Annotated in this window: 17 protein-coding genes and 3 pseudogenes; 10 read left to right on the forward strand and 10 right to left on the reverse strand. The window is 62.8% G+C overall.

The genetic code is table 11. The features are described from left to right. A pseudogene (xseB, locus tag H9K75_RS25035) lies at nucleotides 1-239 on the reverse strand (exodeoxyribonuclease VII small subunit). Between the two features lie 334 nt (nucleotides 240-573). On the opposite strand from xseB, the gene H9K75_RS06755 reads away from it, so the two are divergent. The 5 genes from H9K75_RS06755 (at nucleotide 574) to H9K75_RS06775 (ending at nucleotide 5,322) form a co-directional block, all read left to right on the forward strand. Further along, nucleotides 574-1,716, forward strand: a complete 1,143-nt coding sequence (locus H9K75_RS06755; RefSeq protein ID WP_187725186.1) for an aromatic ring-hydroxylating oxygenase subunit alpha — start codon at nucleotides 574-576, stop codon at nucleotides 1,714-1,716. Between the two features lie 65 nt (nucleotides 1,717-1,781). After that, a complete protein-coding gene (locus H9K75_RS06760) occupies nucleotides 1,782-2,693 on the forward strand; it encodes a DMT family transporter (RefSeq protein ID WP_187725188.1) in 912 nt (303 codons plus the stop codon). Between the two features lie 151 nt (nucleotides 2,694-2,844). After that, nucleotides 2,845-3,747, forward strand: coding sequence for a sulfurtransferase (locus H9K75_RS06765; protein WP_187725189.1), 903 nt, complete (start codon nucleotides 2,845-2,847; stop codon nucleotides 3,745-3,747). A 94-nt stretch (nucleotides 3,748-3,841) separates the two neighbouring features. Beyond that, nucleotides 3,842-4,120: a BLUF domain-containing protein gene (locus H9K75_RS06770; protein ID WP_187725190.1), complete on the forward strand. Its 279-nt coding sequence runs from the start codon at nucleotides 3,842-3,844 to the stop codon at nucleotides 4,118-4,120. Continuing rightward, on the forward strand, nucleotides 4,114-5,322 hold the full coding sequence (locus tag H9K75_RS06775; RefSeq protein WP_187725192.1) for a hypothetical protein: 1,209 nt from the start codon (nucleotides 4,114-4,116) through the stop codon (nucleotides 5,320-5,322). Before H9K75_RS06770 ends, H9K75_RS06775 begins: the two co-directional genes overlap by 7 nt. Before the next feature lie 100 nt (nucleotides 5,323-5,422). Here the strand turns inward: H9K75_RS06775 and H9K75_RS06780 are convergent, their stop codons facing one another. The 8 genes from H9K75_RS06780 to xdhC all read right to left on the reverse strand — a co-directional run bounded on the left by H9K75_RS06780 (nucleotide 5,423) and on the right by xdhC (nucleotide 15,424). Continuing rightward, nucleotides 5,423-6,859 (reverse strand): NAD-dependent succinate-semialdehyde dehydrogenase, encoded by a 1,437-nt coding sequence (locus H9K75_RS06780; protein WP_187725193.1) that lies wholly within the window; start codon nucleotides 6,857-6,859, stop codon nucleotides 5,423-5,425. Nucleotides 6,860-7,124: 265 nt separating this feature from the next. Continuing rightward, nucleotides 7,125-8,603, reverse strand: a complete 1,479-nt coding sequence (locus H9K75_RS06785) for a DEAD/DEAH box helicase (RefSeq protein ID WP_187725194.1) — start codon at nucleotides 8,601-8,603, stop codon at nucleotides 7,125-7,127. 110 nt (nucleotides 8,604-8,713) lie between these two features. Further along, a complete protein-coding gene (ypfJ, locus tag H9K75_RS06790; protein WP_187725196.1) occupies nucleotides 8,714-9,589 on the reverse strand; it encodes a KPN_02809 family neutral zinc metallopeptidase in 876 nt (291 codons plus the stop codon). Between the two features lie 222 nt (nucleotides 9,590-9,811). Further along, nucleotides 9,812-10,378, reverse strand: coding sequence for a dCTP deaminase (gene dcd / locus H9K75_RS06795; RefSeq protein WP_187725197.1), 567 nt, complete (start codon nucleotides 10,376-10,378; stop codon nucleotides 9,812-9,814). A gap of 137 nt (nucleotides 10,379-10,515) precedes the next feature. Further along, nucleotides 10,516-11,814 (reverse strand): guanine deaminase, encoded by a 1,299-nt coding sequence (gene guaD, locus H9K75_RS06800; protein ID WP_187725198.1) that lies wholly within the window; start codon nucleotides 11,812-11,814, stop codon nucleotides 10,516-10,518. 88 nt (nucleotides 11,815-11,902) lie between these two features. Further along, nucleotides 11,903-13,009 carry a BMP family ABC transporter substrate-binding protein gene (locus H9K75_RS06805; protein ID WP_187725199.1) on the reverse strand — a complete coding sequence of 369 codons (1,107 nt, stop codon included), beginning with the start codon at nucleotides 13,007-13,009 and terminating at the stop codon, nucleotides 11,903-11,905. Between the two features lie 126 nt (nucleotides 13,010-13,135). Continuing rightward, nucleotides 13,136-14,362 (reverse strand): urate hydroxylase PuuD, encoded by a 1,227-nt coding sequence (locus H9K75_RS06810; RefSeq protein WP_187725200.1) that lies wholly within the window; start codon nucleotides 14,360-14,362, stop codon nucleotides 13,136-13,138. A 240-nt stretch (nucleotides 14,363-14,602) separates the two neighbouring features. Continuing rightward, nucleotides 14,603-15,424 (reverse strand): xanthine dehydrogenase accessory protein XdhC, encoded by an 822-nt coding sequence (xdhC, locus tag H9K75_RS06815; protein WP_226858581.1) that lies wholly within the window; start codon nucleotides 15,422-15,424, stop codon nucleotides 14,603-14,605. Nucleotides 15,425-15,743: 319 nt separating this feature from the next. Here xdhC and H9K75_RS06820 point away from each other — a divergent pair, with 319 nt between their 5' ends. Further along, nucleotides 15,744-16,196, forward strand: coding sequence for a hypothetical protein (locus H9K75_RS06820; protein WP_404826433.1), 453 nt, complete (start codon nucleotides 15,744-15,746; stop codon nucleotides 16,194-16,196). Between the two features lie 28 nt (nucleotides 16,197-16,224). Here H9K75_RS06820 and uraH read toward each other — a convergent pair. Next, nucleotides 16,225-16,574 (reverse strand): annotated as a pseudogene (gene uraH / locus H9K75_RS06825) (hydroxyisourate hydrolase). Nucleotides 16,575-16,668: 94 nt separating this feature from the next. On the opposite strand from uraH, the gene H9K75_RS06830 reads away from it, so the two are divergent. The 4 genes and pseudogenes from H9K75_RS06830 (at nucleotide 16,669) to H9K75_RS06845 (ending at nucleotide 21,454) form a co-directional block, all read left to right on the forward strand. Further along, nucleotides 16,669-17,346: a GntR family transcriptional regulator gene (locus H9K75_RS06830; RefSeq protein ID WP_187725202.1), complete on the forward strand. Its 678-nt coding sequence runs from the start codon at nucleotides 16,669-16,671 to the stop codon at nucleotides 17,344-17,346. A gap of 13 nt (nucleotides 17,347-17,359) precedes the next feature. Beyond that, nucleotides 17,360-18,318: pseudogene (puuE, locus tag H9K75_RS06835) on the forward strand (allantoinase PuuE). A gap of 30 nt (nucleotides 18,319-18,348) precedes the next feature. Next, a complete protein-coding gene (uraD, locus tag H9K75_RS06840) occupies nucleotides 18,349-20,124 on the forward strand; it encodes a 2-oxo-4-hydroxy-4-carboxy-5-ureidoimidazoline decarboxylase (RefSeq protein WP_187725203.1) in 1,776 nt (591 codons plus the stop codon). 61 nt (nucleotides 20,125-20,185) lie between these two features. Continuing rightward, nucleotides 20,186-21,454, forward strand: coding sequence for a M20/M25/M40 family metallo-hydrolase (locus tag H9K75_RS06845; RefSeq protein WP_187725204.1), 1,269 nt, complete (start codon nucleotides 20,186-20,188; stop codon nucleotides 21,452-21,454). The last annotated feature ends 29 nt before the right edge of the window (nucleotides 21,455-21,483 follow it).

Below are 21,483 nucleotides of genomic sequence, written 5' to 3' on the forward strand. Positions count from 1 at the left end.
TCACTCCTGCGTCCACGACTGTAGCTTGCCGTCATCGAGCACCTTGATCTGCTCCTGCACCGCATCCAGCCGCGAACGGCAGAAGGTCAGCAGGCTCGCGCCACGCTGGTAGCCAGCCAGCATCTGCTCAAGCGGCATTTGACCCGACTCGATCTGCTCGATGAGTTGTTCGAGTTCTTGCAGCGCTGCTTCATAGCTGGCGGGTTCTTGGGGACTGCGGCCGCAGGTGCCTTGGGCATGGATGGGGAGGGCGCTGAACGCACGGTTGAAAACCGGTCATTTTAGGCGCTGTGCTTTTGGGGCGTGGCGTTTGGCCTGAAATCCGTTCCGGATCACGATCACCGTGCCGCCCCACCAAGGCGATCACTCGCCTGACACGCATCCAGCGATAGTCGCCCTGCAAAGGCCCGATCCGGACAATTCACTTACTGTGACCCCGGAAATAACCCCACCGCCTATAATCCCATTTCCGCATCGAACCGGCTTTGGGTAACTGCCTTGGGCCGGTTTCGTTTTTTCCAGTCAGCGCATACGCGCACCCTCCCTGTGGGGAGTCTTTAGGTCAGGTCACCCATGTCTGATTTAAGTCTTCAACTGCAGCAGGCCGCAAGCCAACTTCCAGTTTCCACTTATTTTGACGAGGCGCTTTTCAAGCGCGAGCTGGAGACGATCTTCCAGCAAGGTCCCCGCTATGTGGGGCACCAACTCGCCGTACCCAACCCGGGTGATTACTACGCACTTCCGCAGGAAGGCGAAGGTCGCGCGCTCGTGCGCAACGCCCAGGGTCAGGTCGAACTGATTTCCAACGTCTGTCGGCACCGGCAGGCCATCATGCTCAAAGGTCGTGGCTCGCTGCAGGGCAACGACAAGGGCCACGCAGGCGGCAACATCGTCTGTCCGCTGCATCGCTGGACTTATAGCCCCGGCGGTCAACTGCTGGGCGCGCCGCATTTTTCGCACGACCCGTGCCTGAATCTCAACAACTACCCGCTCCAGGAATGGAACGGCCTGCTGTTCGAGTCCAGCAACGGCCGCGACGTGCGCGCCGACCTCGCCGGGATGGGGCCGCTGGCCGAATTGAGCTTTGACGGGTTCGTGCTCAGCCATGTGGAAATGCACGAGTGCAACTACAACTGGAAGACCTTCATCGAAGTCTATCTGGAGGACTACCACGTCGGCCCGTTCCACCCCGGTCTCGGCAATTTCGTGACCTGCGACGACCTGAAGTGGGAGTTCGCCAAGGAGTACTCGGTGCAGACGGTCGGCGTCGCGCCCACCTTCGGCAAGCCGGGATCCGAGGTCTACCGGATCTGGCAGGAGGTGCTGCTCAACTACCGTGACGGCAAGCTGCCCGAGCGTGGCGCGATCTGGCTGACCTACTACCCGCACATCATGGTGGAGTGGTATCCGCACGTGCTCACGGTCTCGACGCTGCATCCGGTGAGCCCGACGAAAACCATGAACATGGTGGAGTTCTACTACCCCGAGGAGATCGCCGCGTTCGAGCCCGAATTCGTGGCCGCGCAGAAGGCCGCATACATGGAAACCGCCATCGAGGACGACGAGATCGGCGAGCGCATGGACGCGGGCCGCAAGGCACTGCTCGAGCGCGGGGACAACGAAGTCGGCCCGTATCAGAGCCCCATGGAAGACGGCATGCAGCACTTTCACGAGTGGTATCGCACGAAGATGGGTGCGGCGCTCTCCCGAGAGTGATGGCCTGGTCTCGCTGACCCCGGCGACCAGCCGCACCGACTCGCCGTTTCTGGAATCGATCACACATGCATGCGCTCTGGATGGTCCTGGCAGCCTTTTTCTTTGCCAGCATGGGTGTGTGCATCAAGGCCGCCTCGCCCTATTTCAGCCCCGCTGAAATGGTGTTCTATCGCGGTGTGATCGGCATGATGATGATGGTCTGGCTCGCGCGCCATCAGCGTCTGTCGCTCAAGACCCGCTACCCCGGCATGCATGCCTGGCGCAGCCTGATCGGCGTGGCGTCGCTCGGCGCCTGGTTCTATGCGATTGCGCACCTGCCGCTGGCCACCGCGATGACGCTCAACTACATGAGCAGCGTCTGGGTTGCGGTGTTTCTGGTCGGCGCGGCGCTATGGACCTGGCGTCCCTCGCCCGCCAATCCCAAGCCGCCGCTGCAAGGCTCGCTGGTCGCCACCATCATCGTCGGCTTCGTCGGCGTGATCCTCATGCTGCGCCCCAATCTCAATCATGAACAGGCGTTTGCGGGCATGCTCGGCCTGATGTCCGGCATGGCGGCGGCATTCGCCTACATGCAGGTGGTCGCGCTGTCGCGCGTGGGCGAGCCCGAAACGCGGACCGTCTTCTATTTCGCGGCGGGCTCGGCGCTCGCGGGCGGCGCCGCCATGCTCATCACGGGCATTTCGCCGTGGGCCGACTGGAATACGCTCTGGCTCATTCCCATCGGCGTGCTGGCCTCGATCGCGCAGCTGTGCCTGACCAAGGCCTACGCGCAGGCGCGAACCTCACGCGAGACCCTGGTGGTGGCCAATCTGCAGTATTCGGGAATCATCTTCGGCGCGATCTCGGGCATGGTCTTTTTCGGCGACAAGATCCCGCTGATCGGCTGGTTCGGCATGTTCCTGATCATCACCAGTGGCATCGCCGCAACCGTGCTGCGCTCACGCAGCGCGCCGGATGCGCCGAGCGAGGAACGATAAGGCTTTCAGCCACATTCCACGCCACGCGTGCGCAATGGGCGCCGATTGCGTCAAAATGGTGCATAGGCAGCAGGAGTGAGTTCGCCACCGGTGGGTGCCGGCGCCCGCTCCATGCAGATTCCTGTGCTCCGATACCGACAACGATCCCGATATGGCATACACCACGCTGATTCAAGTTCCCGAGTTGCAGAGCCTCATGCAGAGCGGCGCACCATTCATGGTGTTCGACTGCACTTTCGATCTTGCCAATTCTTCTTCCGGCGAGTCTCAATATCTCGACCTTCATATCCCCGGTGCGGTCTTCGCCGATCTGGACCGCGACCTGAGCGCCAAGCACGGCGTGCGCGGTGCCGACGGCACCATCCTGTTTGCCAGCGATGCGGACCAACCGGCGTCCGGCGGTCGCCACCCGCTCCCCAATCGCGAACGATTGGCCACCTGGTTGAGTGAAATCGGCTTCTCCAACGACATGCAGGCCGTCGTCTACGACCGCAACGGCGCGAACTATTGCGGGCGCCTCTGGTGGATGCTCAAGTGGGCAGGACACGACGCCGTTGCCGTGCTCGACGGCGGACTGCAGGCCTGGCAGGCGGCGGGCAACGCCGTCGAATCAGGTGAGGCGAACCATCATTTCCAGTCAAACTTTGAATTGAATCCGCCGCTGGTTCGCCTCGTCGACGCCGACGATGTTCTGCAGAACATCGGCAATCCGGAACAGACCGTGATCGACGCGCGGGCCGCCGCACGCTATCGCGGCGAGGTCGAACCACTGGACCCGGTGGCCGGACACATTCCCGGTGCGCTCAATCGTCCATTTACCTCCAATATCGGAACTGACGGTAAATTCAAACCGGCGGCGCAACTGCGCGAGGAGTTTGACGCGCTGCTGAAAGGCCGGGACGGTGCGGGAGTCGTGCATCAGTGCGGTAGCGGAGTGAGCGCCCTGCCGAACCTCATCGCGATGGAAATCGCCGGTTTGGGTAGAACCGCGCTGTATGCAGGCAGTTGGAGCGATTGGTGCAGCAACCCTAATCGACCTGTCGAAAGAAATTAACGACAGAAAGATCACAATCCTTGGTGTTTTTAGGTGTATCTTTGCGTAACGTAAATACATTTTCGTTACTTTTGTGTGATCTATTTGGAAATACATGCAAGTAGTCTGCTATTTCGGCAAGGCAGCACGCCAAGGCAAAGTGGCCCTGCCCCCTGACAGTCTGTTGACGGCAAGCGAAGAATTTGCGCGTCGCAACGAACTCACGGGGTTGCTTGCAATCTCGGATGGCTATTTCCTTCACGTGCTGGAGGGAAGCGATACGGCGGTGCAGAGCCTGGTGGGGCGCATCGCCGCGTTCTGGATCAGGAATCGCCCACGATCCTCTTTGAACGGCCGATCACCGAGCGCAGCTACGGGCAGTGGAGCGTGGTGATCTCGCATGGCTCTAAACACCGTGCCGATGCGGCAGAGCGGCTCGCGCAAACCCGGCGCTTCCTGGACGACGACGCGGGAAACGCGGCCGACCCGTTCCGCTATTTCCTCACGCCCAATCGCGCCAGCCCTTCGGTCACCAGCGCCCATCCTGTAAGGCAGGTCGCCATTTTCAGCAACTCGGTGCTGTGGTTCAACCCGATCTTCAGCCATCTCTCGGAACGCTTCGGCACCCAGGCCTGCGCGCTCAAGGTCTCCAACACCGGCAAGGATGCGGACAGCTACCCGCTCGACTATGCCGACGTGGCGGGCGACTCCGCAGGACCGGTGCGCATCGTGGGCATCAGCGAGGGGCTGCTCGCCTCAACGCTGTCACAGCCGCTGCTGGAAAAGATCGAGCTGATGGTGTTTCTGATGCGCCGCAGCGGTCAGGGCACGGACACCGAATTCGTGGCACGCGCGCTGTCGCATCCAGTGGTCCAGCGTTGCAAGCCACATGTCTTGTTCGTCACGCCGGGCGGCAGTACCGCGCTGTCGGAGATGCTGCATAAGATGGTGGCCGACGCGGGCCTGCAATCCACGGAGACCCGAGGTTCGGTGCTGATGGGTGGCCCTACGTGGAAGGCGATTCACGAACAGCTCATCACCATGGAGCCACCACGGCCACGCAGCGACCAGCAGCAAGCGCAGGAGCCCATCACCGACGTCGATCTGATGCTCGATCCCGAAACGCACGAGCCCACCATGATCGCGCCGCTGGTGCCCGAAACCGAAATCAGGCGGGCACCACCCCAAGGCAAGAAGAAAAATACCGCGCCCAAAGATTCTTCGGTCCCCGAACGGCCTGCCGATCTCTCGGCGCCCGCGCTCAAGGACATGCTCGAGCGCCTGATGCACGGCCTCCACACCTCGGCCTGGGCCGGCTGGCTGGACACGCGTGCGCACACTTTCGCGGCGCGCACCAGCAATGCGCCCAACGCCGCGATCCTCAAGGTGCTGGCCGAGACGGTCAGCAGTGACATCAACCACCTGACCCGACGCGGCGAGGCGATGCGCGAGATGATTTCGACCTACTCCGAATATCACGAAATCATGGTGCCGCATCCACTCGATCCAACGCTGGTGCTGTACCTGTTCGCGCGACTCGACGATCTGCCACTCGGCGCGCTGCGTCGCCTGATCCTCGATGACCTGATGGATTGAGCGGTCACGCTCGCGCGATTTTTTCCCGCGAGTTCCTCGGATGCAGAAACGACAACGGACCTTGCAAGCAAGGTCCGTTGTCGTTTTGTGCCCGCCGCGGTCAGACGTTGGTGATCGAGATCGCGCGCGTGTTCAAACAGGCTTCCAGTGCTTCCGGGCCGCCTTCCGAGCCGTAACCCGAATCCTTGATGCCACCAAATGGCAGTTCGGCGGATGGCGTCGCGGGCTGGTTGATCCACAGCATGCCGACCTCCACACGCTGCGACAGCAAGTGGGCGTTCTTCAGCGAGCTGGTGAACGCATAGCCCGCGAGACCGAAGGCGAGGCGGTTGGCTTCCGCGATCGCGGCATTCAGGTCGGTGAAGCCCTGCACGGCGGCCACGGGACCAAACGGCTCGTCATTGAAGATGCGCGCCTTGGTCGGCACGTTGTTCAGAACCGTCGGTGCGTAGAAGTTGCCGCTCGTTCCAATGCGCTCGCCGCCGGTCAGCAGCTCGGCACCGTTTTCCACCGCATCGCTCATGAACTCGGCCATGGCGGTCAGGCGGCGCGGATTCGCAAGCGGACCCATCTGCGTGCCTTCGGCCAGACCATCGCCCACCTTGAGGCCCTGCGCATACTTGGTGAGCGCCGCCACGAAATCGGCACGCACGTCTTCGTGCACCAGAAAGCGAGTGGGCGAGATGCAGACCTGCCCGGCATTGCGGAACTTGGCACCCGCCGTGGATTTCACCGCCAGCGCGATGTCTGCATCATCGCAAACGATCACTGGAGCGTGACCACCCAGCTCCATCGTGACGCGCTTCATGTGCTGCCCCGCAAGGCCCGCGAGCTGCTTGCCCACCGGCGTGGAGCCGGTGAAGGTCACCTTGCGTACGATGGGGTGCGGGATCAGATAGCCCGAAATCTCGGCGGGGTTGCCGTACAGCAGATTGACGACACCCGCAGGCACGCCCGCGTCCGCAAATGCCTTGATCAAGGCCGCAGGACTGGCAGGTGTTTCTTCCGGTGCCTTGACGATCACGGCACAGCCCGCCGCCAGTGCCGCACCGAGCTTGCGCACGACCTGATTGATCGGGAAATTCCAGGGCGTGAATGCAGCGACCACGCCGACCGGGTCCTTCACCACGAGCTGGCGGACCGCAAGGTTGCGCGACGGAACGATACGGCCATAGACGCGCATGCCTTCGTCGGCAAACCACTCGATGATGTCGGCAGCGACCAGCGCCTCGCCTCGCGCCTCCACATAGGGCTTGCCCTGCTCCTGCGTGAGCATGTTGCCGATCACATCGGCGCGCTCACGCATCAGCGCTGCCGCGCGGCGCATGGTTTTCGCGCGCTCGAAGGCGGGAATGTCGCGCCAGACTTCAAAGCCCTTTTGGGCCGATGCCAGTGCCGCATCCATGTCGGACTTGCCCGCATGCGCGACGCGACCGATTTCCTGACCATTCGACGGGTTGAAGACTCCCAGCGACTTGCCATCGGCGGCATCGCGCCACTGGCCGTCAATGAAGAGTTGGGTGTTGGGATAGCTCATGCATTTGCTCCTGAAAAAAGATGAGTGGCCTTGGAAAAGCGCAGATGCCTGTGCGGGTGCAGACACCGTGAGCGACTTTCTCAGCCCTTCAATATAGGTCAGAAGCGTTGTCCTTGCTGAGGCTATGTGTCAGCAAGCCTGCAATACGGGGCAACGGCAAGACGGGTAAATCACGCCCCAAAAAACCATCGGCGCAGGGCCTGGGGGCCACTGCGCCGATTGGTGCGGGTGCTCACTCAACGTGCAACCCCGGGTGGGTCGCAAATTATTGCGTCGAAGAGGTTTCGGTCATGGGCTTGAACAATGCCGCGACCTTGCGCTTGGACTTGATGTTCGCCGACACCCCGCCGCGTGCGGGCTGCGCCTTGGCGGCTGCCTCCCAGGTTGCGGGTTCGGCATTTGCCGCGCTGGCTTCGTAGGGCTTGTCGAAGAACGGGTCTCTCGAAACCGAGGACTGGCGATAACCGCCGCGGTTGTCGCGACCTTCGCGGTGACCTCCACGCGAGTGAAAGGACGAACCACCACCGCCCGAGGGGCGCGAATCGTCTTCGTCGCCACCCCATGCGCGGCGACCATCGTTGAAGCGGCCACGGGGACGCTCATCGTCCAGCTCCAGCGCCTCCACCTCGATCTTTTTCTTGATGAGCTTCTCGATGTCGCTCACGAGGCGCGTGTCGTGCGAGGTCACAAGCGTGACCGCGAGTCCCGACGCGCCAGCCCGGCCCGTGCGGCCGATGCGGTGCACATAGTCTTCGGCGTTGAACGGCACGTCGTAGTTGAACACCGCCGGAACATCCTTGATGTCCAGACCGCGCGCGGCCACGTCGGTGCAGCACAGCAGATTCACTTCGCCGCTCTTGAACGATTCGAGTGCCTTCAGGCGCTCGTCCTGGCTCTTGTCACCGTGCAGCGCCACGGCCTTGAGACCGTCGCGCTCCAGCGCCCGCGTGAGGCGCGCGCAACCGAGCTTGCTGTTCACAAAGATGAACGCCTGATTGACGCCGCGATCCTTGAGTACCTGCTTGATGGAGCGGCGCTTGTCATCGTCCGTCGAAGCGTAGAAACGCTGCTCGACCGTTGAGGCGGTCTCGTTCGGACGCGCGACTTCGATGGTGATCGGGTTTTGCAGATAGCTGCCCGCGAGCCGCTTGATTTCGGGAGAGAACGTGGCCGAGAACAGCAGCGTCGTGCGTTGCTTGGGCAGATACGACAGGATGCGCTGGAGATCGGGCAAAAAGCCGATGTCGAGCATGCGGTCGGCCTCGTCGAGCACCACGTATTCGACCTGATTGAGGACCGCGTTCTTGGCCTCGATGTGATCGAGCAGACGACCCGGCGTCGCCACCAGCACCTCGACGCCCTTCTTGAGTTCGAGGGTCTGCGGCTTCATGTCCATGCCGCCAAACACCACGGTGCTGCGCAGCTTGGTGTACTTGGCATACATCGCAATCTGCTGGGCGACCTGATCGGCCAGCTCGCGCGTGGGCAGCAGCACCAGAGCGCGCACCGGGTGGCGCGCAGGCGACGCGGAACTGTTTTCATGTGCGAGCAGCCGCTGCAGCAGCGGCAGCGAGAATGCCGCCGTCTTGCCGGTGCCGGTCTGCGCGGCACCCATCACGTCTTGGCCCGCCAGCACGACCGGAATGGCCTGCTCCTGAATGGGCGTCATGAACTCGTAGCCCATGTCGGCTACGGCGCGCTTGAGGGGTTCAGCCAGCGCGAGGGAAGAATAGGCTTGTGTCATTAAGCCACTATTGTCGCACTTTGCCGGAAATTGCGGGTTTTCCATGTTCCGCGCCCCGCCATTTCTCTGGCAAAGGGCGCGAAATCCAACACATCGTCAAGCGACCCGGATCACAGCGACTGCGTATTGAACGTATCGCAGGACTGCACGCTGCCGGTCTTGAGACCGGTGGTGAACCAGCGCACGCGCTGCGCGCTCGATCCATGCGTGAACGCATCGGGACGCACGCCGCCGGTATGCTCGCGCTGGAGCTTGTCGTCACCGATCGATTGAGCGGCGTTGATGGCCGACTCGATATCGCTCTGATCAAGCCAGTTCTTGGCCTGTTGAGAGTGATTCGCCCAGATGCCGGCATAGCAGTCGGCCTGTAGCTCAAGGCGCACGGACAGTGCGTTCTGGTCACGCTGGCTCACGCGGCCACGCATGTTGTCCACTTTTTCGGTGGTGCCGAGCAGCGTCTGCACATGGTGTCCGACCTCGTGAGCGATCACGTAGGCACGGGCGAATTCACCGGGCGCGCCCAGTTGGCGGCTCATGGTGTCGAAGAAGCCCATGTCGAGATAGACCTTCTGGTCACCGGGGCAGTAAAACGGACCCATGGCCGATTGGCCCGTGCCGCAGGCCGTGGGCACGACGCCCCGGAACAGCACCAGCTTGGGCTCGCGGTATTGCGCGCCGCCCTGCTTGAAGATGGCGGTCCACACGTCCTCGGTCGATCCGAGCACGGTCTGGACGAACTTGGCCTGCTGATCGTCGGCAGGCGGCGCCTTGGCGGGCCCCTGCTGCTGCACCTGCTGCTGTTCACCGCCACCGGAGAGCACGCCAATGGTCGTGAGCGGGTTGATGCCGAACACGCCCCAGCCAATCAGGGCGACCACCACGGTGCCGATGCCGATGGAGCGGCCACCAATCATGCCGCCGCCACCGCCAGATTCTCCACGGCGATCTTCCACATTGCTGGACTCGCGATTGCCTTCCCATTTCATTGTCTTATCTCCGGTATTAACTGCTGGGCCTGCTGGCCATCCTGGGGTGACGCATGTTACGCCTGTCGCGTCGCCCCACAACGGACAACGCTGCATCGTGCTTACGAAACGCAGACGCCGATAGCGAAGTTGACAATAATTTGCCCCATCGGGCTCGTAGGACGCCCACGCGTTTTCACCGCGCCGCGGAGAATTTCGGTGGGGCTACGGGCTGAATCGGCTTCAGGCCTTGGGCAGGGTGACGCCGACCTGACCCTGGTATTTGCCGCCGCGGTCCTTGTAGCTGACCTCGCACACCTCGTCGCTCTCGAAAAACAACACCTGCGCGCAGCCCTCGCCCGCGTAGATGCGCGCGGGCAGCGGTGTGGTGTTGCTGAACTCCAGCGTCACGTAGCCTTCCCATTCGGGCTCGAACGGCGTCACGTTGACGATGATTCCACAGCGCGCGTAAGTGCTCTTGCCCAGGCAGATCGTCAGCACGTTGCGGGGAATGCGGAAATACTCGACCGTACGGGCAAGCGCGAAGCTGTTGGGCGGGATGATGCAGGAATCGCCATGGAAATCCACAAAGCTCTTCTCGTCGAAATTCTTGGGATCGACCACCGTGCTGTGGATATTGGTGAACACCTTGAATTCAGGCGCGCAGCGGATGTCGTAGCCGTAGCTGCTGGTGCCGTAGCTGATGATCTTGCGTCCATCGGCCTGGCGAACCTGCCCCGGCTCGAACGGTTCGATCATGCCCTCAGCCTCGGCCATGCGGCGGATCCACTTATCGCTCTTGATCGACATCCCAGTCACTCCTTGCACTTTCATGTGGCGGCGACCGAGCGCCCCACGACACTATCAAAAATATAGCTTTGCACACCCCGTGTGGTGGTGCGCCTTGCAGACCGCTATTCTGACCGCAAACCTTCACGCCCCGGGCATCACGCGATCACCGTGCGCTCGATCAGTCGATCATCACCGAGCACGATCATCGCGAACAGCAGTTCGTCCAGATTGCGTGCCTGAGAGGTGCGGCGCGCGAGCAGCGCGGTGGCCTGCGGATCGAGCACCACGAAGTCGGCCTCGCAGCCGGGCTGCAGATTGCCGATCACGCCATCGAGTCCGGCGGCACGCGCCGCGCCCGCCGTGTGCCGCCACCACAGTGTCTGCGGATCGAGCGACTGGCCCCTCTTGGCATGCCCTTCGCGGCCCACGTAGTACGCCGCCAGCATGGTGTGAAACGGGCTGAAGCTCGTGCCACCGCCCACATCGCTCGCCAGTCCGTAGCCAAAACCTGCGGCATCGGCCTTTGCGAAATCGAAATATCCACTCGACAGAAACAGATTGCTCGTCGGACACACCGCCGCCACGGCACCGCGTTCACGCATCAGCGCGCGGTCTTGGTCGTCGAAGTGAATGCAGTGCGCGTAGACCGAGCGCTCGCGCATCAGGCCGAACTCGTCATACACCGACAGATAGCTGCGCGCGGCAGGAAACAGCTCGCGCACCCAGCGAATCTCGTCGTGGTTTTCCGCCACGTGCGACTGGATCCACACATCGCCGTACTGCGCCGCAAGCTCGCCCGCGCCGCGCAGTTGCGCCTCGCTGCTCGTTGGAGCGAAACGCGGTGTGATCGCATAGCCAAGACGGTGCTTGCCATGCCATCGGCGGATCAGCGTTTCGGTGTCGATCAGCGATGGTCCGGTGGCGTCGCGCACGCCATCGGGCGAATGGCGATCCTGCAGAACCTTGCCCGCGATGATGCGCATGCGGCGCGTCTCGGCCTCGGCCATCAGCGCGTCCACCGAGCCCGGATGCGAGGTACAGAACGTGACCGCCGTGGTCACGCCATTGCGTAGCAGCTCATCGAGAAAGAACCTCGCCACCTCTGCCGCATAGGCCGGATCGGAAAAACGCGACTCATGCGGAAAGGTGTAGTTCTCCAGCCAGGGCAGCAGGCCATCGGCGGGCGAGCCGATCACATCGGTCTGCGGGTAATGGATGTGCAGATCGACAAAACCTGGGGCGATGATGCGGCCCGGAAGATGTGTGACGTCCTCGGCCAGCTTCGTCGCATTTTTATCGCCCACGTATTGCGGACTCAGCGCGCTCCAACTGCCTGCCGCGACGACGCGCTGCACGCCCGCGGCATCGGGCGCGGTGGCGAGCAGGCCATCCTGTTCGTAGAGCGCCTCGTCCGATGGAGTGAAGCGCAGGAGTGCGGAGCGGTAGAGGGGCATTTTTGGAGTTTATTTCTCTATGCGCGGCGTGAGGGACATGGGTATGTGCGCAGCGTTTTCATCTCCATATCATATGGACTCCCGCTTGCTATTTTTTCCGGGGCTGAACGCCTTCCGCCAGCCAGTCCATCTTGAGGATTTCTTCGTCGCTCAGTGCCCGGCCTGCGGCGATCCGGATGGTGCCCTGGTTGTCGCGGATGGGGGCCTTGGCGGCGCGGAAGGGTTGCAGTTTTCCGGCGACCATGTCCTTTTCGAGGCTCTTGAGTTCCTCGCGCACTGCGCTGGGGATCCTGGCGTTGAAGCCGTCGAGGCGAATCATTCCCTCACGCACGCCGGCCCAGGTGTTCTGGCTTTTCCAGGTGCCGGTGGCGACGGCCTTCACGCGGTCAGCGTAGTAGTTGCCCCATTGATGCGTGACGGCGACCAGTTGCGCGTCCGGACCCACGTGCTGCATGTTGGAATGAAAGCCGATTGCATATTTGCCGCGTTCCTGCGCAGCGGCCATGATGGCTGTCGACGCGACCTGAAAGGCCACGACGTCAACACCCTCGTTGAACAGCGCCATCGCGGCTTCGCGTTCCCGGGGTGGGTCGAACCAGACGTCGAGCCAGACCACCTTCACGACCGCCTTCGGATTGACCGAGCGCATTCCGAGTGCAAAAGCGTTGATGCCCTGCATGACCTCGGGAATCGGAAAGCCAGCGACGAAACCGGCCACGCCGGTGCGGCTCATGCGGCCCGCGAGCACGCCCGAGAGGTAGCGGCCCTCGTAGTAGCGGGCATTCGCGGTGCTCACGTTGTCGGCGCGCTTGTAGCCGGTAATGGATTCAAACCGGACGTTCGGAAACTCCTTGGCGACGCGCATCGTCGGCTCCATGTAGCCAAAACTCGGCGTGAAGATGATGTCGTTGCCCGACGCCGCCAGGTCGCGGATCACGCGCTCCGAGTCCGGGCCTTCGGCCACGTTTTCGACAAAGGTGGATTGCACCGCCTTGTCGCCGAGCAGCGCCATCATTTCCTTTCGCCCGGCCTCGTGCTGGTGCGTCCAGCCCGCGTCGGCGATGGGCGAGACATAGACAAACGCGGCCTTCACCGGCGGCGCGATTTTCGCGGGCGACTCGGCATGAACTGCGGAAATGGGAGATAAAAATGAAAAACAGGCGGCCGCGAGCGCGGCAGCGAGGTTTTTGTACATGGTGTTCCTCTACATGGTCCCGGGCAATGCCGAATGGGCGGCACGCCGATGAAATATAAAAAGGAAAGGCTGCGGGACAGCAGCCTTTCCGGGTCTGGGGCGCCAATTCTAAGCGCAGGCACTGACTCAGGGCGCAGTCGGCGCTCCGCCTTCGTACCAGCGCTTGAACATGTCGCGCTCGGCATCGGTCAGGCCAGCGGGATTGCCGAACGGCATCTTCTTGAGCTGAACGACCTGGGTGTAGATCTGCTGCGCATGGCTTTTGACCTCGTCGGGCGTATCCAGCATCACGTTCTTCTGCGCGATGGTCTTGGCGCTGTGGCAGACCATGCAGGCCTTCTCCATCACGGCGTGGATTTCGTTGTAGCCCGGAACACTGGGAGCCGCAGGCGCAGTGGCCGCGCTGGCGACGCGAGCAGGCGCTGCGGGCTTGAGCCACGCGGCAACGCCGATGATCACCAGCACGCCGACCAACGCATAGGGCCAGGGATGGCCATTGCGTCCCAGCTTGAAGCCGTGGCGCAGCACGAAGAACTGGCGGATCGCGGCACCCGCGAACATCATGAGGATCAGCACCAGCCAGTTCTGCGCGTGGTTGTAGAGCCAGCCGTAGTGATTCGACAGCATCGCGAACAGCACCGGCAGCGTGAAATAGGTGTTGTGCACCGAGCGCTGCTTGGCGCGCTTGCCGTGAACCGGATCGACCGGCCCGCCGGCGCGCAGTGCCGCAACCACCTTGCGCTGGCCGGGGATGATCCAGAAGAACACATTGGCGCTCATCGAGGTGGCAAGCATCGCGCCCATCAGCAAAAACGCGGCCTGGCCCGGGAAGATGTGGCAGGCGAGGAACGACGCAATGCACACCAGCACGAGCACCAGCGCGCCCACCACCGCGTCGCCCTTTTTGCCTTGGCCGAACACGCGGCAGATGCCGTCATAGAGCAGCCAGAACACCACGAGAAACGCGAGCGCGGACATGATCGCCATGCTCGTCGACATCGGGTCCGGGCTGGCCGGGTTGACGAGATAGATCCTGGCATTCCACAGATAGGACACGGTGAGCAACGCAAAGCCCGAAAGCCAGGTCGTGTAGCTCTCCCAGTAGAACCAGTGCAGGTGATCGGGCAGCCTGGGCGGCGAGACGTTGAACTTCACCGGGTGATAGAAGCCGCCGCCGTGCACGGCCCAGAGTTCGCCGGAAACGCCGTCGCGCTTGAGGTCTTCATCGACCGGCGGCGTGAGGCTGCTGTCCAGAAAGACGAAATAGAACGAGGAGCCGACCCAGGCAATGGCGGTGATGACGTGAAGCCAGCGCAGCAGCAGGTTGGCCCAGTCGAGAAAGTAGCTTTCCATAGCTCTCAATCCTGGCGACGCGGGTGGTCGCCGTTGGGCAATATCGGGGGCGACATTGCTTTTTTCCTGCTCACCACTGCGGGCGCTCTGAGCAGTCATCTGGCCGCGCACCTTGGTTCCGGATGGACCTGGGCACCGCTGCGACCGATTTTGTTGACGGAAAGTGTATACAAAAACTAAGCAACCACTGGAAACGCTGACCTAGGACATACCCTTGCCAGCAAATCTCCGTTGCCCCTTTCATGCCATGTAGATCGATTGCAACAACTGCGCCGCCACGGCGACGGCAATCACCTCGGGTTCCTTGCCCGAAATGCCGGGCACACCAATCGGACAGGTGAGGTGCGCAATCTCGGCATCGCCGAAGCCGCGCTGACGCAGGCGGCTCTCGAACACCGCTCGCTTGGTGGCGCTGCCGATCAGCCCGACAAAGGGCAGATCGCCCTGCTCTCGCTGGCGCCTGAGGCAGGCGGCAACGATGTTCAGATCCTCCGCGTGGCTGAAGCTCATGATCAGCACACGTGTGCCCGCAGGCAGATCGCGCACGGCGGCCTCGACCGGATCGGAATGTTCGCAGCGCACGCGCGGCGGCAGCAGTTCCGGGAACACGCTGTCGCGACTGTCGATCCAGTGAACCGCAAACGGCAGCCTGGCCACTACGTTCACCAACGCATTGCCGACGTGGCCGCCGCCGAACAGCGCGAGCGAATGCAGATCCGGCTGAAGCCGCCGCTGCAGCGCCGCGCCGTGCTCGGCGCTCACCCGTTCAAAACGCAGATGCACCACGCCACCGCAGCATTGCCCCAGACTCGGGCCAAGCGCCCAGCGCCTGACAAAACCGGTTTCGCCAGCCGCAAACCCAGTGGCCAGCAGGTTGCGAGCCAGCGCAATCGCCTCCAGTTCCAGATGCCCGCCGCCAATCGTGCCCAGCACCAGAGGCCCGCACACCGCCATCCACGCTCCGGCCTCGCGCGGCGCGGAGCCCTGCGTGGATTCGACGGTCACGAGACAGGCTGGGGCTGTTTGCAAATGCTGCAACAGGCGTTGAAGTGCTACGGGCACGAACAAAAATCTCCGTAATTCCGGATAATCAAAAAAAGCGGGCTGATAGAACAAACCGACTGTCCGTATTTATACAAACAAAATGCCTGTCATCCAGCCACCCCATGCCCGCGCTGCACGCGCCGCGCGCAATCAACGCTTCGCCTGGCTTTTCGTGCTGCTCGCGGCATTGGGCGTGGCACTGCTGATCGGCTATGTGGAAACGCGCCACCCCAAGCCGCGGCCACCTGCAACACCCACGCCCACGCAGCCCGCACCTCCCGGCCCGGAGATCCTGCCGCCGATCACGCCACCCGCATCGTCGCCCGAGTCGCCGCCCATCGTCGTGCCGCCCGAGCAGCAGGCCTCCGCCCCCAAGCCGATCCCCAAGCCCGCGCCCAGGAAACCCGCTCCCAAACCCGCGCCAAAACCCAAGCCGGTACCGGATAATGCCTCGCAAGCCACCACGCCGCGCGCCTACCGACGGGACGCCGCCCGCCACATCTATTCAAAAAATGCCGCGCGCATCTACAAGGGCAAGCTGCAACCGCTGCTCTATGCCATCGGCGTGCTGCAGGTGAGCATCGACAAAAACGGCGAAGTCCGCAGCCTGAGCTGGATGCGCGCCCCCAACCACGCGCCCGAAGTGATCCAGGAAATCGAGCGCACAGTCCGCGCCGCAGCTCCCTACCCCGTTCCCGCGAACATGGACGGCGTGGTCTACACCGACACCTGGCTATGGGACAAATCCGGCAAGTTCCAGCTCGATACGCTGACCGAAGGCCAGCTATAGACAGGCACGAGCGAAGAAAACCCGGTCTTCAAGACCCCCGATACGTCGAATAACTCCAGGGACTCACCAGCAACGGCACGTGGTAATGCTGATCCTGCCGCGCCACCCCAAAATCCAGACTCACCTTGTTCAGAAAATTGGGCTCGGGCAACGCCACATCGAGGGACCGAAAATAGGCCGCCACATCGAACGTCAGCCGATACGTTCCCACCTTCAACGAGGCGTTATCGAACAGGGGCGCATCGGTGCGTCCATCATGGTTGAGCGTCAGGCTCTTGAGCAGCGTCGCCTTGTCGCCCTCGGTGCTGAAGAGTTCCACCGCCATGCCGCAGCCGGACGGCCATTCATGGTGTCGAGAACGTGAGTGCTAAGGCCCATTGGGATAACTCCTTAAACGTCGGGTGGATTCGACTATATCTCTGTCGACCAAAAGTGTATACAATTTTTGTAAACCCGAGAGGAAGATATCGAGATGGAAACGTCCTCCACCAGCACCATTGCCGATGCGCTCACGCGCGCCATCGTCGAGCACCGGCTGCTGCCCGGCACCAAGCTGGGCGAGCAGAAACTTGCCGACCACTTCGGCGTCTCGCGCACGCTGGTGCGGCAGGCGCTGTTCCAGCTTTCGCAGAACCGCCTCGTGACGCTGGAGCCCGCGCGCGGCGCCTTTGTCGCCACGCCTTCGGTCGATGAGGCCAAGCAGGTGTTTGCGGTGCGGCTGATGCTCGAATCCGCGATGACGCGTGATTTTGCAAAGCAATGCAGGCCCGCGCAGATCAAGGCGCTCAAGGCCCACATCACCGCAGAAAAGAAGGCCATGGAGCGCAATGACGTGGGACAGCGCACCGAACTGCTCGGGGATTTTCACGTCGTCATGGCCGAACTCATGGGCAATGCGGTGCTCGCGCAAATGCTTGGCGATCTGATCTCGCGCTGCGCGCTCATCACGCTGATGTATCAGAGCACCACCGCCGCCGAACACTCGCACGAAGAGCACGAGGCCATCGTCGCCGCGCTCGCCGACAAGGATGCCAACACCGCCGTGCGCCTGATGCAGGAACACCTGCGGCATGTGGAAGAAGGACTGATCTTCGACCGCGATCTGCCGACCAGCGATCTGTCGATGGCTCTTTCCGCCGTGACGAACTGACCTCATCCGCACCATGACCTACGACGCCAGCGCCCCTACCCTCGCGACCTGATTGGCTACGGTCGCGGCACGCCCGATCCGCAATGGCCGGGCAATGCCCGCGTGGCCGTGCAGTTCGTTCTCAACTACGAAGAAGGCGGCGAAAACTGCGTGCTGCATGGCGATCCGGCGAGCGAGCAGTTTCTGTCGGAGATGTTCAATCCGGCCGCCTATCCCGAGCGCCACATGAGCATGGAGGGCATCTACGAATACGGCTCGCGCGCGGGCGTGTGGCGGATTCTTCGTGAGTTTGAAAAGCGTGGCCTGCCGCTCACCGTGTTCGGCGTCGCAACCGCGCTGCAAAAGCACCGTGAGGTTGCGCAGGCGTTCGATGAACTGGGGCACGAGGTTGCCTGCCATGGCTTGAAGTGGATTCACTACCAGGGCGTTCCCGCCGAGATCGAACGCGCGCACATGGCGCAGTGCATGGAAATCTTCGCCGAACTCTACGGCAGCAACGGCGACCATGGTCTCGGCTGGTACACGGGCCGCGACAGTCCCAACACGCGCCGCCTCGTGGCCGACGATGGCCGTTTTCAGTACGACAGCGACTACTACGGCGACGATCTGCCGTTCTGGATGACCGTGCAGAAAACCGATGGCGGCAAACACCAGCAACTGATCGTGCCCTATACGCTCGACGTGAACGACATGCGCTTCGCGCTGCCACAGGGGTACTCGCACGCCGATCCGTTCTTTCAGTACATGAAGGACACGTTCGACACGCTCTACGCCGAAGGCGATCCAGCCGGCGACAACGCACCGAAGATGATGAGCATCGGCATGCATTGCCGGCTGCTCGGTCGCCCTGGCCGCATCACCGCGCTGCAGCGCTTCCTGGACCATGTCCAGCAGCACGACAAGGTCTGGATCGCGCGGCGCATCGACATCGCGCGCCACTGGGCCGGACGCTTTCCCGCGCCGCAACTCTGAGCAACCGCCGACCGAACAGGAAGCCACGCCATGACCCTGACCCTAGCCCAGCTCCACAGCGCCGACGTGGCCGAGGCCACGCAACTGCTCGACGGCATCTACGAACACTCGCCGTGGATCGCCGCGCAGGCGATGAGCGAGCGCCCGTTCAAATCGCTCGCGCACCTCAAGCATGCGATGGCAACGGTCGTGAACACGGCCAGCGCGCAGGCGCAACTCGACCTGATTCGCGCTCACCCCGAACTCGCGGGCAAGGCCATGGTCTCGAAGTCGCTGACGGCGGAGTCGACGCATGAGCAAAGCAAGGCCGGTCTCACCCAATGCACGCCCGAGGAGTTCGCGCGCATTCAGCAGCTCAATGCCGACTACAACGCGCGCTTTGGCCACCCGTTCATTCTGGCGGTGCGCGGTGCGCGCGGAACCGGCCTGTCCAAGCAGGAAATCATCGACACGTTCGCGCGCCGACTCGAGAACCATCCGGACTTCGAGCGCGCCGAAGCGCTACGCAACATCCACCGCATCGCGGAAATCCGCCTGAACGACAAGTTCGGCGTCGAGCCCACGCTCGGCAACGACGTCTGGGACTGGCAGGAGCGCCTCTCGCAGCACACCGACCCGGGCTACGAGGAACTTGGACAGCTCACGGTCACCTACTTGACCGACGCGCATCGCGCCTGCGCCCAGCGCATCAGCCACTGGATGCGCGACTGCGGTTTCGATGAAGTGGAAATCGATGCCGTCGGCAACGTCGTTGGCCGCTACAAGGGCGCGCACGACAACGCCAGATATTTGATCACCGGGAGCCACTACGACACCGTGCGCAACGGCGGTAAATATGACGGGCGCCTCGGCATCTTCGTGCCGATGGCCTGCGTGCGCGAATTGCATCGCGAGAATCGGCGTCTGCCCTTCGGCATGGAGGTCGTGGCGTTTGCGGAAGAGGAAGGCCAGCGCTACAAGGCCACCTTCCTCGGCTCCGGCGCGTTGATCGGCGATTTCAGGAACGAGTGGCTCGACCAGAAGGATGCCGATGGCATCACGCTGCGTGAGGCCATGCAGCATGCGGGCCTGTGCATCGACGACATTCCCAGACTCAAGCGCAATGCCGCCGACTATCTCGGCTTCGTCGAAGTGCATATCGAGCAGGGGCCGGTGCTGAACGAACTCGATATTCCGCTCGGCGTGGTCACGTCGATCAACGGCGGCCAGCGCTACGTCTGCGAGATGACCGGCATGGCAAGCCATGCGGGCACCACGCCCATGAACCGCCGCCGCGATGCCGCCGTCGGCGTGGCCGAACTGGCGCTGTATGTGGAGCAACGCGCCGCGCAGGATGGCGACAGCGTGGCTACCATCGGCCAGCTCAACGTGCCCAATGGTTCGATCAACGTCGTACCTGGCCGCTGCCTGTTCAGTCTCGACATGCGCGCGCCCACCAATGCGCAGCGTGATGCGCTGGTGGCCGACATCCTCGCCAGGCTCGATGAAATCGCCAGGCGCCGTGGCCTGCACTACAAGGCCGAACTCGCCATGAGTGCCAGCGCCGCGCCCAGCGCGCCCGAATGGCAAAGGCGCTGGGAAAACGCGGTGGATGCGCTCGGCCTGCCGTTGTTCCGCATGCCCAGCGGCGCCGGGCACGACGCGATGAAGATCCACGAAATCCTGCCGCAGGCAATGCTGTTCGTGCGCGGCCTGAATTCCGGGATCAGCCACAACCCGCTCGAATCGACCACGTCGGACGACATGCAACTCGCTGTGGATGCGTTCAGCCATCTGCTTGAGCAGCTCGCGCGCGAACACGCCTGAAGGCTGCGGCCGCCCTGCTCCCAACAACCCCACACGAACACAGACACGCAAAGGAACGCCCATGAATCAGGATCGCCAAGCCACCTATGCTGCGCTCGATGCGTGGATCGACCAGCATTTCGACGAACAGGTGCGCTTTCTTCAGGCCCTCGTGCAGCTACCGACCGATACGCCTCCGGGCAACAATGCACCACACGCCGAACGCACGGCGGAACTGATCAAGCCGTTTGGCTTCGAGGCCGAAAAGCACGTGGTTCCCGAGCACGAGGTAAAGGACTACGGCATGCAGTCCATCACCAATCTGATCGTGCGACGCCCGTATGGCGATGGCGGCAGGACCATCGCGCTCAATGCGCACGGCGACGTCGTGCCACCGGGCGAAGGCTGGGTGCATGACCCCTATGGCGCGGAGATCGATAACGGCAACATGTTTGGCCGCGCCACCGCCGTGAGCAAGAGCGATTTTTCGTCCTTCACATTCGCCGTGCGCGCGCTCGAAGCCGTTGCAAGGCCCAGCCGGGGCAGCGTCGAACTGCACTTCACCTACGACGAGGAATTCGGCGGCCTGCTCGGCCCCGGATGGTTGCTCGACAAGGGCCTGACCCGACCCGACCTGATGATCGCCGCGGGTTTCAGCTACGAGGTGGTGACCGCGCACAACGGTTGCCTGCAGATGGAAGTCACGATCCACGGCAAGATGGCGCACGCCGCCGTGCCGCACACCGGCGTCGATGCCTTGCAGGCCGCTACCGCCGTGCTCAACGCGCTGTATGGCGAGAACGTGAAATACCGGCAGGTGACGTCCCAGGTCACCGGAATCAAACACCCGTATGTGAACGTCGGCCAGATCCAGGGCGGCACCAACACCAACGTCATCCCCGGCAAGGTGGTGCTGAAGGTGGACCGCCGCATGATCCCCGAGGAAAACCCGGCCGAGGTCGAAGCCACGATCCGCAAGGTGATGACCGATGCCATTGCGGCCTTCAACAAGGAGCATGGCTTCGCGGGCGAAGACGCGGTGCGGATCGACATCAAGCGGCTGTTGCTCGCCAACGCCATGACGCCGCTTGCAGGCAACAAGCCGCTGGTCGATGCGATCCAGGCGCATGGCGAAGCGGTGTTTGGCGAAAAGCCTGCCGCCGTCGGCACGCCGCTGTACACCGACGTGCGCCTCTATGTGGAGCGCGGCATTCCCGGGGTGATCTATGGTGCGGGTCCGCGCACGGTGCTTGAATCGCACGCCAAGCGCGCCGACGAGCGCGTGAACCTCGAAGACCTGCGCCGCGCAACCAAGGTGATCGCACGCTCGCTCGTGGACCTGCTGGCCTGAAGGCGGTCAGCGCCCGAGAAATTCCTCGG

Origin of the sequence: Diaphorobacter aerolatus (genome assembly GCF_014489535.1) — a bacterium.
GTDB classification, from domain to species: Bacteria; Pseudomonadota; Gammaproteobacteria; order Burkholderiales; family Burkholderiaceae_C; genus Diaphorobacter_A; species Diaphorobacter_A aerolatus.